This window comes from Leclercia sp. M-A074-M, from assembly GCF_965195605.1.
GTDB lineage: Bacteria > Pseudomonadota > Gammaproteobacteria > Enterobacterales > Enterobacteriaceae > Enterobacter.
Genome location: NZ_CBDAHM010000005.1, coordinates 1 through 14,885, shown reverse-complemented (window position 1 = coordinate 14,885; position 14,885 = coordinate 1). Strand labels below are relative to the sequence as shown.

Genomic DNA, 14,885 nt, shown 5'->3' with positions numbered 1-14,885 from the left:
AACAGCAGATTATCCCGAATAACCAATTCATTTATCAGAAACGATAAGAAGTTACGGGAAAATGTTACACCCAACGAAACAACACGCCCGCGCTAACCCAATGATTTAAATGATGAATAAATTCAATGGGAGTAATAGAGCGGCGATTCATTGATCTACCGCAGTGGATTGTTCAAAGTTTGGCCTTTCATCTCGTGCAAAAAATGCGTAAGATACGCCGCCTTGCAGTCACAGTATGGTCATTTCTTAACTCATGCGTATCGGAAACCACCAGCTCAGAAATCGCCTGATCGCAGCACCTATGGCAGGTATTACCGACCGACCATTCAGGACGCTGTGTTATGAGATGGGAGCAGGATTAACCGTTTCAGAGATGATGTCGTCTAACCCGCAGGTTTGGGAAAGCGATAAATCCCGTCTTCGGATGGTGCACATTGACGAACCAGGTATCCGCACCGTGCAAATCGCCGGGAGCGTGCCTGAAGAGATGGCAGATGCCGCGCGTATCAACGTGGAAAGTGGCGCCCAGATTATTGATATCAATATGGGATGCCCGGCCAAAAAGGTGAATCGCAAGCTTGCAGGTTCAGCCCTTCTGCAATACCCCGATCAGGTGAAGTCGATCCTGACCGCGGTTGTCAGCGCAGTGGACGTTCCTGTTACGTTAAAGATTCGCACGGGTTGGTCGCCGGATCACCGTAACTGTGTAGAGATTGCCCAACTGGCCGAAGACTGTGGCATTCAGGCCCTGACCATACATGGACGCACCCGCGCCTTTTTGTTCAACGGTGAAGCTGAATACGACAGCATTCGGGCAGTTAAGCAGAAAGTTTCCATTCCGGTTATCGCGAATGGCGACATTACTGACCCGCTTAAAGCCAGAGCTGTGCTCGACTATACAGGGGCTGATGCTCTGATGATAGGACGTGCGGCTCAGGGAAGACCCTGGATCTTTCGGGAAATCCAGCATTATCTGGACACTGGGGAGCTGCTTGCCCCGCTGCCGCTGGCAGAGGTTAAGCACTTGCTATGCGCGCATATTCGGGAACTGCATGACTTTTATGGTCAGGCTAAAGGGTACCGAATCGCGCGTAAACACGTATCCTGGTATCTCCAGGAACACGCTCCGGATGACCAGTTTCGGCGCACATTCAACGCCATAGAGGATGCCAGCGAACAGCTGGAGGCGTTGGAGGCATACTTCGAAAATCTTGCGTAATGAAATAAAGAGCTGACAGAACTATGTTCGAACAACGCGTAAATTCTGACGTACTGACCGTTTCCACCGTTAACTCTCAGGACCAGGTAACTCAAAAGCCCCTGCGTGACTCGGTTAAACAGGCACTGAAGAACTATTTTGCTCAACTGAATGGTCAGGACGTTAACGACCTGTATGAGCTGGTACTGGCTGAAGTTGAACAGCCCCTGTTGGACATGGTGATGCAATACACCCGCGGTAACCAGACCCGTGCTGCTCTGATGATGGGCATCAACCGTGGTACGCTGCGTAAGAAACTGAAAAAATACGGCATGAACTAATTTCGATTAGCTAAATGCTTGTTTAAAAAGGCGCGAACCGGCATGGGGAAGCGCCTTTTTTTATGCCTGTTGTTCCCCTGTTTTTTGTTCTCCACCCCCTCGTTATCTCCCGAAACGTAAACATCTCTCAGCCCACTTCTCAGCCGCTATTTTTCGTGTATATTTCCTGCACTCTTGTCAATTGTCCCCGGAAATTCCGAATGATCCGTAAGTATTGGTGGTTAGTCGTCTTCGCGATTAGCGTTTTCCTTTTCGATGCGCTGTTAATGCAGTGGATTGAGTTGATGTCTACGGAAACGGACCAATGCCGCAACATGAATTCGGTTAATCCGCTTAAGCTGGTTAATTGCTCGGATCTAGATTAAGCCCCTGCTTTTCCTCGAAAAATGTGCGGTTTTAAAAACCTTTGAGGCATCTTTATTGGATGATAATGTCTCAGCCCGTCTCACCCGGTATCACGTAATACCCCACTGCGTATGAGTTGATGAGATCATGCTGGTTAGCCAATACGACCAACTTCTTGTGGTTATCTCCTTTGTTGTCGCCATTCTTGCATCCTATACCGCGCTGAATATGGCAGGACGGGTTGCCGGCAGTACCGGCGTCGCGGCACATATCTGGCTGACGGGCGGGGGGATCGCCATGGGTATCGGGATATGGGCTATGCATTTTATCGGCATGCTGGCGATGGATATCTCCATGCGGATGAACTACGACCTGCCAAAAACCGCCCTTTCCATGCTGATCGCTATTGGCGCCTCACTGTTTGCCCTCTGGCTGGTGAGCCGCGACCACTTACGCAGACGTCGCTTGTTTACCGGCGCGGTGATTCTGGGAGCGGGCATCGTGACGATGCACTACACCGGCATGAAGGCCCTGCAGGTAGCGCCCGCTATCGTCTGGGATATGCGCTGGGTTGCACTGTCGGTGGTTATCGCTCTCCTCGCCTCGCTGGCCGCCCTGTGGCTGACGTTCCGTTTACGGCGGGATGCCGCCCAGGTCGCGCTGATGCGTGCGGGCGCTGCGGTGCTGATGGGCATCGCGATTGCCGGCATGCACTATACCGGCATGAAAGCGGCCCAGTTTCCGCTTCAGGTGCACATGCATCATCAGGGGGTGAACGGCAGCTGGCTGGCGGTGCTGGTGAGCGTTGTGGCGCTCTCTATCTTGGGTATAACGCTGCTGGTTTCTATGTTTGATGCCCGGCTGCAGGCCCGCACCTCCCTTCTCGCTTCATCGCTGGCGGAAGCCAACCGCGAACTGGCCCAGCTGGCGCTGCACGATACGCTGACCCGCTTGCCGAACCGCGTGCTGCTGGAAGATCGCCTCGAGCAGGCAATTAACAAAGCCGATCGCGAAGGCAAACTGTTTGCCCTGCTGTTTATGGATCTGGATGGCTTCAAAGCTGTTAACGATGCCTACGGCCATGATACGGGCGATAAGCTATTGGTTGCCGTGACGGAGCGTCTGGAACAGCCCCTGAAGGGCCAGTACACTCTCGCCCGTATTGGTGGCGACGAGTTTGTGCTGCTGGCCGAGATCGACTCCCCGAACGACGCCGCATCGCTCGCCAGCGCGCTGGTGCATGTCGTCGACCAACCCTTCAGCCTTGAGCTGTATGATGTGGTAGTGACCCTCAGCGTGGGCATCGCTATTTATCCCCATGATGGCAAAAACCAGCGCGAACTGATGTTCAACGCCGATGCGGCGATGTATCACACCAAGCACATGGGGCGTAACGGCTACCACTTCTTCCAGCCGTCGATGAATACCCTGGCGCAAAATCAGCTACAGCTAATGAACGATCTGTGGCTGGCGCTGGAGCGCAAGGAGCTGCATCTGGTTTATCAGCCTAAGTTCCAGGCGCCGGTGGGCCCCATTGTCGGCTTTGAAGCCCTGCTGCGCTGGCAACATCCTGTCCAGGGCTTGTTATCCCCCGACCAGTTTCTGCCGCTGGCGGAGAAAAGCGGGCTGATTATTCCTATCGGCAACTGGGTAATTGATGAAGCGTGCCGCCAGCTACGCGAATGGCATCTTAACGGCCATACTGAATGGTCGATGGCGGTAAACCTCTCTACGCTGCAGTTTGAACAGCCCCAGCTGGTGGAGACGGTGATGGGCAGCCTGGCACGACACCGTATTCCGCCGCATACCCTGATTCTGGAAGTGACCGAAACCACGGCCATGAATAACCCCGATGAGAGCGTCCGGGTGCTGACTGAGTTAACTCAGGCCGGAGTAAAAGCCTCGATCGATGATTTTGGCACCGGCTATTCCAGCCTGCTCTACCTGAAAAAGTTGCCCGCCTGTGAGCTAAAAATTGATCGGGCGTTTGTGAAAGATCTCAACAGCACGGGTGATGATGCGACCATCGTATCCGCCATTGTTGCGCTGGCAAAAACGCTCAACCTGAAGGTGGTTGCCGAAGGGGTCGAAACCGAGGAGCAGCAGACCTTTTTGACCAGTCTGGGATGTAATACGCTACAGGGCTATCTGCTGGGTAAACCCGTCACGGCGCAAGCTGTCAACGCGCTGAGCCACGATCCGCAGGCCATGCTGACCCAGCAAATCTGACGCGATGCCGCTATGAGGCGGTGTCGTATTCTCTGTGGGCTAGCGGCAACGTTGAGAGGATATTATCGACCAGTTCCGGGGCCTGCCGGTAGAGATCCAGGTGTTCCGGGCTCATTAACCAGTTTTTAATCAGCCCGCAAAAAAAGCCATGGAAAACAATTAACGTCGTGTCGATATTGATCTGCGCGGAGATGCTGCCAAGCATAATGCCTCTCTGCAATATTTCACGGACGTTTTCATAATTGAACCCGATCCTTTTACGAATTTGATTTTCTGAGATCATATCCTCATCAAATTCACATTTGTGATACAGGATCTGCAATAAGGTCCGCTGGCGGCTGTCCCGGGCAATATATTGCAAAGCAGTAACAAACTGCTCACGCAAAATTAATAATGGATCGCTCTCTTCCGCCTGCGACAGTTGACCGCGAATAATCTCGCGCAGCGGGCGTTGCTCCTGCCAGATAGCGTTAAATATCTCGGCTTTACTGGCGAAATGCCAGTAAACGGCCCCCCGTGTCAGGCAGGCGGCATCGGCGATATCCGTCAGCGTCGTGTTGGCGACACCCCGCATGGCAAACTGCTCTATTGCCGCCTCAATCAATAACTGGCGTGTCTTCTGCGCCTCAGCTTTGGTTTTGCGCGCCATAGAAAATCACTCATTTAACGGATTGGTTACTTTTATAAAACAATGACGACAATCGTCGGAGCAGGAATTATCCATCAGTCAGAAAAATAAATATGAACAAAAAAAGTTAACCTGCCTAACTTATAAACCGCGATGATACTTGCCATGCATTTAATTCACAAAAAACATGAATGCATCTAAAGCAAAACGGCCAGCAATACATAGCCGGACGTGCTATATCATTCTTTACGCTCACTTGCTGCTCTTTTTTTTATCCTCAGTTCATTCTCCGCACTTATAAATCAAAAACCCGCACGGTCATTCTTTATTATTGCGCCCGCCGTTTTCCGTTTTACCTCTCCTTAACGCATAACCCTTGTCGGTGAATGCGGATTGATGATCTTGAAGGAATAGTCATGACGCCTAATTTCAGGTTTTTACCCTTATCCGGTTTTATCATCGGTGCCGCATTGCTTGTGGGTTGTGATGATCATGCAGGCCAGGCGAAGCAGCCGCCGACTCCACAGGTCGTGGTGCATGTCGTGAAAAGTGCGCCGCTGGAGGTGACCACCGAACTGCCTGGCCGGACCGATGCTTACCGCGTCGCCGAGGTTCGCCCGCAGGTCAGCGGCATTGTGCTGAAGCGCAACTTTACTGAAGGCAGCGACGTAAAAGCTGGCGAGTCGCTGTATCAGATCGATCCCGCCTCCTATCAGGCCGCATTTGATAGTGCGTCGGGCGAGCTGGCCAAAGCCCAGGCAGCCGCCAGCATTGCTCACCTGACGGTAAAACGCTATTTACCTCTGGTCGGCACACAGTACGTCAGCAAACAGGAGTACGATCAGTCAGTGGCGAACGCCCGTCAGGCTGATGCCTCGGTGATTGCGGCCAAAGCCGCTGTCGAAACCGCGCGCATCAATCTTGCGTACACCAAAGTGACGTCACCTATCAGCGGGCGGATCGGTAAATCCAGCGTCACCGAAGGGGCCCTGGTTGCGAACGGACAGGCCACGGCACTGGCAACGGTTCAGCAGCTTGATCCGATTTATGTCGATGTCACCCAGTCCAGCAATGATTTTATGCGTCTCAAGCAGTCCAGCCTGCAGACCGGCGAAGGCACCCGCAGCGTACAGCTGCTGATGGAGAATGGTCAGCCCTATCCACTAAAAGGATCGCTGCAATTCTCGGATGTCACCGTGGATGAGAGCACCGGCTCCATCACCCTGCGGGCTATCTTCCCCAACCCGCAACATATCCTGCTGCCCGGCATGTTTGTCCGCGCGCGTATTAACGAAGGCACCCAGCCGCACGCCATTCTGGTTCCGCAACAGGGCGTTACGCGAACCCCGCGCGGTGATGCCAGCGTGATGGTGGTCAACAGTAAAAACCAGGTTGAAGCCCGTAACGTTGTCGCCCCTCAGGCGATTGGCGATCAATGGCTGATTACAGACGGCTTACAGGAAGGCGACCGGGTGATTATCAGCGGGCTGCAGAAAGTACGTCCTGGCGTCGCGGTGGTGGCGACGCCGGATACCGCTGCGCAGAAAGTGGGATAAGGAACAGAGCATGGCTAACTTCTTTATTCAGCGCCCAATCTTCGCGTGGGTGCTGGCCATTATCCTGATGCTGGCGGGCGGGCTTGCGATCCTCAAGCTGCCGGTGGCGCAGTATCCCACCATTGCGCCACCTGCCGTGGCTATCTCGGCGACCTATCCCGGCGCGGATGCCCAGACGGTGCAGGATACGGTGACCCAGGTTATCGAGCAGAACATGAATGGTATCGATAACCTTATGTACATGTCCTCCACCAGCGATTCAGCGGGCAGCGTCACCCTTACCCTGACCTTCCAGTCGGGCACCGACCCGGATATTGCTCAGGTACAGGTGCAGAACAAGCTGCAGCTGGCCATGCCGTTACTGCCGCAGGAAGTGCAGCAGCAAGGGATAAGCGTGGAGAAGTCGAGCAGCAGCTTCCTGCTGGTGGCCGGTTTTGTCTCGGACAATAAGAACCTGAGCCAGGACGATATCTCGGACTATGTCGCCTCTAACGTCAAGGATGCTATCAGCCGCACCTCCGGGGTGGGCGATGTGCAACTGTTTGGCGCCCAGTATGCGATGCGTATCTGGCTGGATGCGAATAAGCTGAACGCCTATCAGTTGACGCCGCTGGACGTGATTAACCAGTTAAAAACGCAGAATAACCAGATTGCCGCCGGTCAGCTCGGCGGAACGCCGTCGGTGCCGGGCCAGCAGCTCAACGCCTCCATTATCGCCCAGACGCGCCTGAAAACCGCAGAGGAGTTCGGCAACATCACCCTGAAGGTCAATCAGGACGGGTCGATGGTGCATCTGAAAGATGTCGCCCGCATTGCGCCAGGCGGTGAAAACTACAACATGGTGACCAAAATCAATGGTCAGGCGGCGACCGGGCTCGGTATTAAGCTCGCTACCGGTGCCAACGCGCTGGATACCGCCGCGGCGATCAAAAGCAAACTGGCGCAGCTGCAAGCCTTCTTCCCGCAGGGGCTGAAGGTGGTCTACCCCTATGACACCACGCCGTTCGTTAAGATCTCCATTCATGAAGTGGTCAAGACGCTGTTCGAAGCCATCATTCTCGTCTTCCTCGTGATGTACCTGTTCCTGCAAAACCTGCGGGCCACGCTCATCCCGACCATTGCCGTACCGGTGGTTCTGCTGGGCACTTTCGCGGTGCTGGCGGCGTTTGGCTTCTCGATAAACACCCTGACCATGTTTGGTATGGTGCTGGCAATAGGCTTGCTGGTGGATGATGCCATCGTAGTGGTGGAGAACGTCGAGCGCGTGATGGTGGAGGAGAAGCTTCCGCCAAAAGAGGCGACACAAAAATCGATGTCGCAAATTCAGGGGGCGCTGGTCGGCATCGCCATGGTGCTCTCAGCGGTATTTATCCCGATGGCCTTTTTCGGCGGCTCCACCGGGGCGATTTATCGCCAGTTCTCTCTGACCATTGTTTCGGCGATGGCGCTCTCGGTGCTGGTGGCGCTGATCCTGACCCCTGCTCTGTGTGCCACCCTGCTAAAGGCCCCCAGCGAGCATCATGCGAACAAAGGCGGCTTCTTCGGCTGGTTTAATGCCCTGTTCGACAGAAGCGTGGCCCATTACAGCAACAGCGTCAGCCATATCCTGCGTAAGACGGGCCGCTACCTGGTGGTCTACATCCTTATAGTGGGCGGTATGGCGGTACTGTTCCTGCGTCTGCCCACCTCCTTCCTGCCGGAAGAGGATCAGGGCGTGTTTATGACGATGGTGCAGCTCCCGGCGGGCGCGACGCAAAGCCGCACCCAGAAGGTGCTGGATCAGGTTGAGCACTACTACCTCAACAATGAGAAGGCCAACGTAGAATCGGTGTTTACCGTTAACGGCTTCAGCTTCAGCGGCCAGGGGCAAAACGCCGGGGTGGCGTTTATCAGCCTGAAGCCCTGGGAGGAGCGCCCGGGTGCGGCAAACAGCGTTGGGGCCATCGTCAGCCGGGCAACACGGGCCTTTAGTCAGATCAAAGACGGGCTGGTCTTCCCGTTCAACCTGCCCGCCATTATCGAACTCGGCACCGCAACGGGCTTCGATTTTGAACTGATTGACCAGGCCAACCTGGGACATAACCAGCTGACGCAGGCGCGAAACCAGCTGCTGGGCATGATCAAAGAGCACAGCGATATGCTGGTGCGTGTGCGTCCCAATGGGCTGGAAGATACCCCGCAGTTCAAGCTGGATATCGATCAGGAAAAAGCGCAGGCGCTGGGCGTGAGCGTATCGGATATCAACCAGACCATCTCCACCGCGCTGGGGGGAACCTATGTCAATGACTACATCGACCGTGGCCGGGTGAAGAAAGTCTATGTCCAGGCGGATGCCCACTTCAGGATGCTGCCGGAGGATATTAACCGTCTCTATGTCCGCAGCGCCAACGGTGAAATGGTGCCGCTCTCCGCGTTCAGCCAGTCGCACTGGATCTACGGCTCACCGCGCCTGGAGCGCTATAACGGCAGCCCTTCCATGGAGATCCTCGGGGAAGCCGCTCCCGGCAAGAGTACCGGTGAAGCCATGGTGCTAATGGAAAAACTGGCGGCGAAACTGCCAACCGGCATCGGTTACGACTGGACAGGCATGTCTTATCAGGAACGGCTCTCCGGCAACCAGGCGCCTGCCCTGTATGCCATCTCGCTGGTGGTGGTGTTCCTCTGCCTGGCGGCGCTGTATGAGAGCTGGTCGATTCCTTTCTCGGTGATGCTGGTGGTGCCATTAGGGGTGGTTGGCGCCCTGCTGGCCGCTTCCCTGCGTGGGCAGAATAATGATGTTTACTTCCAGGTGGGGCTGCTTACCACCATTGGCCTGTCGGCCAAGAACGCCATCCTGATTGTCGAATTTGCTAAGGATCTGATGGAGAAAGAGGGGAAAGGGATTATTGAAGCCACGCTGGAGGCATCACGCATGCGTCTTCGTCCTATCCTTATGACCTCACTGGCATTTATCCTTGGCGTGTTGCCGCTGGTCATCAGTCACGGAGCGGGCAGCGGCGCGCAAAACGCCGTGGGTACCGGCGTGATGGGCGGTATGCTTTCAGCTACCCTGCTGGCAATCTTCTTTGTGCCGGTCTTCTTTGTGGTAGTACGGCGACGCTTTACGCGTCATCGTGAACAGTAATGGGTAAAGGCGCTTCGGCGCCTTTTCTTATGATAATAAACAGAGAGTTAGCCTTACTATTTATTTACCTTATTGATTAGCGGTCCAATAAATTGTTTGCTCACGATTTCAGCACCTGACTGTTTACTCTGTCGCTCTCCTCAATCTCTCCATTATTGCCCGGCAAGAATGACCGTTTCTCCATATTTTTTACAATCCAAATAATTTGAGATTATTGACGTTTCATGGCGAATTTGAAGCGGTGGTAAAATAGCCTCCAGCTTTGCAGAAGTCGTTACTGGTTATATCGCAAAGTTAGATTTCATTTTGAGGTAACACCATGAAAAGATTCATTTCGGTTGCACTCCTTGCCACGTTGCTTGCGGGCTGTGCACATGACTCACCGTGCGTACCGGTATACGACGATCAGGGCAGACTGGTTCACACCAATACCTGTATGAAAGGCACCACGCAGGATAACTGGGAAACCGCGGGGGCAATCGCAGGTGGCGCAGCGGCTTTAGCTGGCCTGACACTGGGTATCATTGCCGTGTCCAGGTAATCCAGAAAGTGCGGATCCGTCCGCGCTTTTGCTTTTTCATTGCAGATGAACAAATAAGCCTGAATGGGCCCACATCTTATTTTGTTTCTATTTTCCCGCTATTAACCCTCCGTTTTATTTCTCCCTTTACCCATCCATATTTTGCTCTGATTTGTGGCGCAGATTGTAATTTCGCACCATTTCAGGGCGCTCGATTTAATTATCACTGCCTGCATCCTGCTTCACGCGTTGTGTAATCCCTTATGACGTTAAAAGTAAAAGCTGGCATTACGTTTGCTTTATTAACGTCGGCCACAGCCACAGACAGGTTAAAGCGTTTATAAACGCCTCACTATAACGATAATTTTTCGCTACACAGGATGCATTATGAAAAAGATGATGATGGCCAGCCTCGCCGCTGCAGGTGTGCTCATTGCAATGACCGGCCAGGCTCAGGCGGGTGCCACTCTGGATGCAGTTAAACAAAAAGGGTTTGTGCAATGCGGGATCAGTGACGGTCTGCCGGGTTTCTCTTACGCAGACGCCAACGGTAAGTTCTCCGGTATTGATGTTGACGTGTGCCGTGGCGTTGCCGCTGCGGTATTCGGCGACGACACCAAAGTGAAATATACCCCGCTGACGGCGAAAGAGCGCTTTACTGCCCTGCAATCCGGCGAAGTGGATATGCTTTCGCGTAATACCACCTGGACCTCATCCCGTGATGCCGGGATGGGAATGACCTTTACCGGTGTCACCTATTACGACGGCATTGGTTTCCTGACGCACAATAAAGCGGGTCTCAAAAGTGCGAAGGAGCTGGATGGTGCCACCGTCTGTATTCAGGCGGGTACGGATACTGAACTGAATGTCGCCGACTATTTCAAAGCCAACAACATGAAATATACGCCAGTGACCTTTGACCGCTCTGACGAATCCGCCAAAGCGCTGGAGTCCGGCCGCTGCGATACCCTGGCCTCGGATCAGTCTCAGCTCTATGCGCTGCGGATCAAGCTGAGCAATCCGGCGGAATGGATCGTCCTGCCAGAAGTGATCTCCAAAGAGCCGCTGGGGCCGGTCGTCCGTCGCGGGGATGATGAATGGAACGCTGTTGTTCGCTGGACGCTGTTCGCCATGCTCAACGCGGAAGAGATGGGGGTCAACTCAAAGAACGTCGATGAGAAGGCGGCTAATCCGGCCACGCCTGATATGGCCCATCTGCTGGGCAAGGAAGGAGATTACGGCAAGGATCTGAAGCTGGATAATAAATGGGCGTACAACATCATTAAAAAGGTGGGTAACTACGCGGAGATCTTCGAGCGTAACGTTGGATCTGAGAGCGCGCTGAAGATCAGCCGTGGGCAGAACAACCTCTGGAACAATGGCGGCATTCAGTACGCGCCGCCAGTACGCTAAGCATCTTGCTGTAACGGGCACTGCCAGTGCAGTGCCCAGTCCAGAGTCATGGTTACCCGAGGTTTTATATGTTCCATCGCCGCTTAGCCCTGAAAGGAGCTTTCTCCTTTTCTAATCCTGCGGTTCGCGCCTGGCTGTTTCAGATCCTCGCTGTTCTCGCTGTCCTGGCCGTCGCGATCTACCTGTTCCACAACACTGTTACCAACCTCAGCACACGCGGCATTACGTCGGGCTTTGCCTTCCTTGACCGTAGTGCAGGGTTTGGCATTGTTCAGCACTTAATTGATTACGGTGAAGGCGATACCTATGGCCGCGTATTCCTTGTCGGCCTGATGAATACCCTGCTGGTTTCAGCGTTATGCATTCTGTTTGCTTCTCTGCTGGGCTTTTTCCTCGGACTCGCGCGTCTCTCGGATAACTGGCTGCTGCGTAAGCTCTCCACGTTTTATATCGAGACCTTCCGTAACATTCCCCCGCTGCTGCAGATCTTCTTCTGGTATTTCGCCGTCCTGCGCAATCTGCCTGGCCCCCGTCAGGCGGTGGATGCGTTCGATCTGGCCTTTTTAAGCAACCGCGGTCTCTATATCCCCGCGCCGCAGATTGCCGAAGGGATGCTGGCATTGCTGGCCGCGCTGGCGTGCGCCATCTTGGTTTCCATTGCGCTGTTTCGCTACAATCGCACGCATCAGATTAAAACCGGGCAGCTACGGCGCACCTGGCCCGTCACCCTGGCTTTAGCAGTGATCCTGCCGTGGCTGGCGCATACAATAGCTGGCCCGGCAATGCACTGGGATGTTCCGCAGCTAAAGGGGTTTAACTTCCGGGGTGGCATGGTATTGATCCCGGAGCTGGCCGCCCTGACGCTGGCGCTCTCCATCTATACCTCGGCCTTTATCGCAGAAATTATTCGCGCCGGTATTCAGGCCGTTCCCCATGGTCAGCATGAAGCTGCTCGCTCCCTTGGGCTCCCGAATCCCGTCACCCTGCGCCAGGTCATCATCCCCCAGGCCCTACGGGTGATCATCCCTCCGCTGACCAGCCAGTATCTCAACATCGTGAAAAACTCCTCTCTCGCGGCGGCGATCGGCTATCCCGATATGGTCTCGTTGTTTGCCGGCACCGTTCTTAACCAGACCGGCCAGGCAATAGAAACCATTGCCATTACGATGTCGGTCTACCTGATTATCAGCCTGACCATTTCACTGTTGATGAACATCTACAACCGTCGTATCGCGCTGGTTGAACGCTAAGGAACCATGATGACAAAAGCGGTCTTGTCTCACCCTGCGCGTCCGGCCACAACCGGCAACGGACGCATCATTAACTGGGCTCGTAAAAACCTGTTCTCCAGCTGGAGCAACAGTTTGCTCACCCTGTTCTGCTTCTGGCTGATGTGGGAACTTATCCCGCCGCTCATTAACTGGGCATTTTTGCAGGCTAACTGGATCGGTACCACCCGCGCCGATTGCACAAAAGAGGGAGCCTGCTGGGTCTTTATTCATCAGCGCTTCGGCCAGTTTATGTATGGGCTCTATCCCCACGATCAGCGCTGGCGCATCAACCTTGCGCTGGTTATTGGGCTGCTCTCTGTCGTTCCCATGTTCTGGAAGAAGTTACCCCAACGGGGACGATACATCGCCTGTTGGGCGGTGATCTATCCCCTGCTCGTCTGGGGGCTGTTGTATGGCGGCGTGCTGGGGCTGGATCGCGTTGAAACCCGCCAGTGGGGCGGTCTGACGCTGACGCTCATTATCGCCTCGGTAGGGATTGCCGGCGCATTGCCATTAGGGATTTTACTGGCGCTGGGTCGCCGCTCAACCATGCCGGTCGTGCGCGTCCTCTCGGTAATTTTTATTGAGTTCTGGCGCGGCGTTCCGCTTATCACCGTGCTCTTTATGTCTTCCGTTATGCTGCCGCTGTTTATGGCGGAAGGCACTACCATCGACAAGCTGATCCGCGCCCTGGTCGGCGTCATTCTGTTCCAGTCTGCTTATGTCGCTGAGGTCGTGCGCGGCGGATTGCAGGCGCTCCCCAAGGGCCAGTATGAAGCAGCCGAATCGCTGGCGCTGGGTTACTGGAAAACGCAGGGACTGGTGATCCTTCCCCAGGCGCTGAAGCTGGTGATCCCGGGTCTGGTGAACACCATCATTGCGCTGTTTAAGGACACCAGTCTGGTGATCATTATTGGATTATTCGATCTGTTCAGTAGCGTGCAGCAGGCTACCGTCGACCCGGCGTGGCTGGGCATGTCGACAGAAGGCTACGTTTTTGCAGCCCTTATCTACTGGATTTTCTGTTTTAGCATGTCGCGCTACAGCCAGCATCTGGAAAAGCGCTTTAACACCGGGCGTACACCGCACTGAGGAACCTATGAGCCAGATAACTATGACCCCCGCTGACGCGATGATTACCCTGGATAATGTGAATAAGTGGTACGGGCAATTTCACGTTTTGAAAGACATTAACCTGAAGGTAAAGCAAGGCGAGCGCATCGTCCTTTGCGGGCCTTCAGGCTCGGGTAAATCAACAACGATCCGCTGTATCAACCATCTGGAAGAGCATCAGCAAGGCCGGATTGTGGTGGATGGTATCGAGCTGAATGACGACATCCGCAACGTTGAGCGTGTCCGCCAGGAGGTAGGCATGGTCTTCCAGCATTTCAATCTGTTCCCTCATCTGACCGTTCTGCAAAACTGCACCCTGGCGCCTGTCTGGGTCCGTAAGATGCCGAAAAAAGAAGCTGAGGCACTTGCCATGCACTATCTGGAGCGGGTACGCATTGCTGAACACGCCCATAAGTTTCCCGGGCAGATCTCGGGCGGGCAGCAGCAGCGCGTGGCCATTGCCCGCTCTCTGTGCATGAAACCTAAAATTATGCTGTTTGATGAGCCGACTTCAGCACTCGATCCCGAGATGGTGAAAGAGGTTCTGGATACGATGATAGGCTTGGCGGAATCGGGAATGACCATGCTCTGCGTCACGCACGAGATGGGCTTCGCCAGAACCGTTGCGGACCGGGTGATCTTTATGGATCGCGGAGAAATTGTTGAGCAGGCGCCGCCGGAAGAGTTCTTCTCTCACCCGAAATCAGAACGTACGCGCGCGTTTTTGTCGCAGGTTATCCACTAATGTTGATTGGCCCGGCGGCGCTGTACGCGCCGGGCCCTGTTTTTTTATGGTGCAGAAATGCAAAAAGGCCATCCTTTCGGATGGCCTTTTCACTTAATTGATGTCTGGCAGTTCCCTACTCTCGCATGGGGAGACCCCACACTACCATCGGCGCTACGGCGTTTCACTTCTGAGTTCGGCATGGGGTCAGGTGGGACCACCGCGCTACAGCCGCCAGACAAATTCTTTTACTTCTTGCCGAACTTTAACCTAAGTATAAAGTGGTGCTGATACCCAGAGTCGAACTGGGGACCTCACCCTTACCAAGGGTGCGCTCTACCAACTGAGCCATATCAGCACGCTAAATTTGATGCCTGGCAGTTCCCTACTCTCGCATGGGGAGACCCCACACTACCATCGGCG

Annotated in this window: 12 protein-coding genes, 1 tRNA gene and 1 rRNA gene; 11 read left to right on the top strand and 3 right to left on the bottom strand. The window is 54.4% G+C overall.

Annotation, left to right across the window (positions count from 1 at the left end; genetic code table 11):
- Positions 1-253 precede the first annotated feature (253 nt).
- The 4 genes from dusB to ACOKCT_RS11760 all read left to right on the top strand — a co-directional run bounded on the left by dusB (position 254) and on the right by ACOKCT_RS11760 (position 4,113).
- On the top strand, positions 254-1,219 hold the full coding sequence (dusB, locus tag ACOKCT_RS11775; RefSeq protein WP_420193519.1) for a tRNA dihydrouridine synthase DusB: 966 nt from the start codon (positions 254-256) through the stop codon (positions 1,217-1,219).
- 23 nt (positions 1,220-1,242) lie between these two features.
- On the top strand, positions 1,243-1,539 hold the full coding sequence (fis, locus tag ACOKCT_RS11770; RefSeq protein WP_000462905.1) for a DNA-binding transcriptional regulator Fis: 297 nt from the start codon (positions 1,243-1,245) through the stop codon (positions 1,537-1,539).
- A gap of 200 nt (positions 1,540-1,739) precedes the next feature.
- Positions 1,740-1,904 carry a DUF2556 family protein gene (locus ACOKCT_RS11765; RefSeq protein WP_039030652.1) on the top strand — a complete coding sequence of 55 codons (165 nt, stop codon included), beginning with the start codon at positions 1,740-1,742 and terminating at the stop codon, positions 1,902-1,904.
- Between the two features lie 127 nt (positions 1,905-2,031).
- A complete protein-coding gene (locus tag ACOKCT_RS11760; protein WP_159339872.1) occupies positions 2,032-4,113 on the top strand; it encodes a putative bifunctional diguanylate cyclase/phosphodiesterase in 2,082 nt (693 codons plus the stop codon).
- A 10-nt stretch (positions 4,114-4,123) separates the two neighbouring features.
- On the opposite strand, the gene envR is transcribed toward ACOKCT_RS11760, so the two are convergent.
- Positions 4,124-4,762 carry an acrEF/envCD operon transcriptional regulator gene (gene envR, locus ACOKCT_RS11755; RefSeq protein WP_159339871.1) on the bottom strand — a complete coding sequence of 213 codons (639 nt, stop codon included), beginning with the start codon at positions 4,760-4,762 and terminating at the stop codon, positions 4,124-4,126.
- A 395-nt stretch (positions 4,763-5,157) separates the two neighbouring features.
- On the opposite strand from envR, the gene ACOKCT_RS11750 reads away from it, so the two are divergent.
- The 7 genes from ACOKCT_RS11750 (at position 5,158) to ACOKCT_RS11720 (ending at position 14,483) form a co-directional block, all read left to right on the top strand.
- Positions 5,158-6,297 carry an efflux RND transporter periplasmic adaptor subunit gene (locus ACOKCT_RS11750; RefSeq protein WP_103177246.1) on the top strand — a complete coding sequence of 380 codons (1,140 nt, stop codon included), beginning with the start codon at positions 5,158-5,160 and terminating at the stop codon, positions 6,295-6,297.
- 10 nt (positions 6,298-6,307) lie between these two features.
- Positions 6,308-9,421, top strand: coding sequence for an efflux RND transporter permease subunit (locus ACOKCT_RS11745; RefSeq protein WP_420193518.1), 3,114 nt, complete (start codon positions 6,308-6,310; stop codon positions 9,419-9,421).
- Between the two features lie 319 nt (positions 9,422-9,740).
- Positions 9,741-9,962 (top strand): lipoprotein, encoded by a 222-nt coding sequence (locus tag ACOKCT_RS11740; RefSeq protein ID WP_103177248.1) that lies wholly within the window; start codon positions 9,741-9,743, stop codon positions 9,960-9,962.
- Between the two features lie 366 nt (positions 9,963-10,328).
- The gene (locus ACOKCT_RS11735; RefSeq protein WP_103177249.1) at positions 10,329-11,354 is read left to right on the top strand and encodes an amino acid ABC transporter substrate-binding protein; all 1,026 of its coding nucleotides are present in this window, start codon (positions 10,329-10,331) and stop codon (positions 11,352-11,354) included.
- A gap of 68 nt (positions 11,355-11,422) precedes the next feature.
- A complete protein-coding gene (locus ACOKCT_RS11730; RefSeq protein WP_159339869.1) occupies positions 11,423-12,604 on the top strand; it encodes an amino acid ABC transporter permease in 1,182 nt (393 codons plus the stop codon).
- A 9-nt stretch (positions 12,605-12,613) separates the two neighbouring features.
- Complete coding sequence (locus ACOKCT_RS11725; RefSeq protein ID WP_103177251.1) at positions 12,614-13,717, top strand: amino acid ABC transporter permease; 1,104 nt, start codon at positions 12,614-12,616, stop codon at positions 13,715-13,717.
- Between the two features lie 7 nt (positions 13,718-13,724).
- Positions 13,725-14,483 carry an amino acid ABC transporter ATP-binding protein gene (locus tag ACOKCT_RS11720; RefSeq protein ID WP_103177252.1) on the top strand — a complete coding sequence of 253 codons (759 nt, stop codon included), beginning with the start codon at positions 13,725-13,727 and terminating at the stop codon, positions 14,481-14,483.
- A 102-nt stretch (positions 14,484-14,585) separates the two neighbouring features.
- Here ACOKCT_RS11720 and rrf read toward each other — a convergent pair.
- Positions 14,586-14,701 (bottom strand): 5S ribosomal RNA (gene rrf, locus ACOKCT_RS11715).
- Positions 14,702-14,744: 43 nt separating this feature from the next.
- A tRNA-Thr gene (locus tag ACOKCT_RS11710) sits at positions 14,745-14,820 on the bottom strand.
- Positions 14,821-14,885 lie beyond the last annotated feature (65 nt).

Excerpts from the sequence above, each read along its gene's own strand:
- ACOKCT_RS11745 (WP_420193518.1), top strand. The coding sequence starts at position 6,308 with ATGGCTAACTTCTTTATTCAGCGCCCAATCTTCGCGTGGGTGCTGGCC.
- dusB (WP_420193519.1), top strand. The coding sequence starts at position 254 with ATGCGTATCGGAAACCACCAGCTCAGAAATCGCCTGATCGCAGCACCT.
- fis (WP_000462905.1), top strand. The coding sequence starts at position 1,243 with ATGTTCGAACAACGCGTAAATTCTGACGTACTGACCGTTTCCACCGTT.
- ACOKCT_RS11765 (WP_039030652.1), top strand. The coding sequence starts at position 1,740 with ATGATCCGTAAGTATTGGTGGTTAGTCGTCTTCGCGATTAGCGTTTTC.
- envR (WP_159339871.1), bottom strand. The coding sequence starts at position 4,762 with ATGGCGCGCAAAACCAAAGCTGAGGCGCAGAAGACACGCCAGTTATTG.
- ACOKCT_RS11720 (WP_103177252.1), top strand. The coding sequence starts at position 13,725 with ATGAGCCAGATAACTATGACCCCCGCTGACGCGATGATTACCCTGGAT.
- ACOKCT_RS11730 (WP_159339869.1), top strand. The coding sequence starts at position 11,423 with ATGTTCCATCGCCGCTTAGCCCTGAAAGGAGCTTTCTCCTTTTCTAAT.
- ACOKCT_RS11740 (WP_103177248.1), top strand. The coding sequence starts at position 9,741 with ATGAAAAGATTCATTTCGGTTGCACTCCTTGCCACGTTGCTTGCGGGC.
- ACOKCT_RS11750 (WP_103177246.1), top strand. The coding sequence starts at position 5,158 with ATGACGCCTAATTTCAGGTTTTTACCCTTATCCGGTTTTATCATCGGT.
- ACOKCT_RS11735 (WP_103177249.1), top strand. The coding sequence starts at position 10,329 with ATGAAAAAGATGATGATGGCCAGCCTCGCCGCTGCAGGTGTGCTCATT.
- ACOKCT_RS11725 (WP_103177251.1), top strand. The coding sequence starts at position 12,614 with ATGACAAAAGCGGTCTTGTCTCACCCTGCGCGTCCGGCCACAACCGGC.
- ACOKCT_RS11760 (WP_159339872.1), top strand. The coding sequence starts at position 2,032 with ATGCTGGTTAGCCAATACGACCAACTTCTTGTGGTTATCTCCTTTGTT.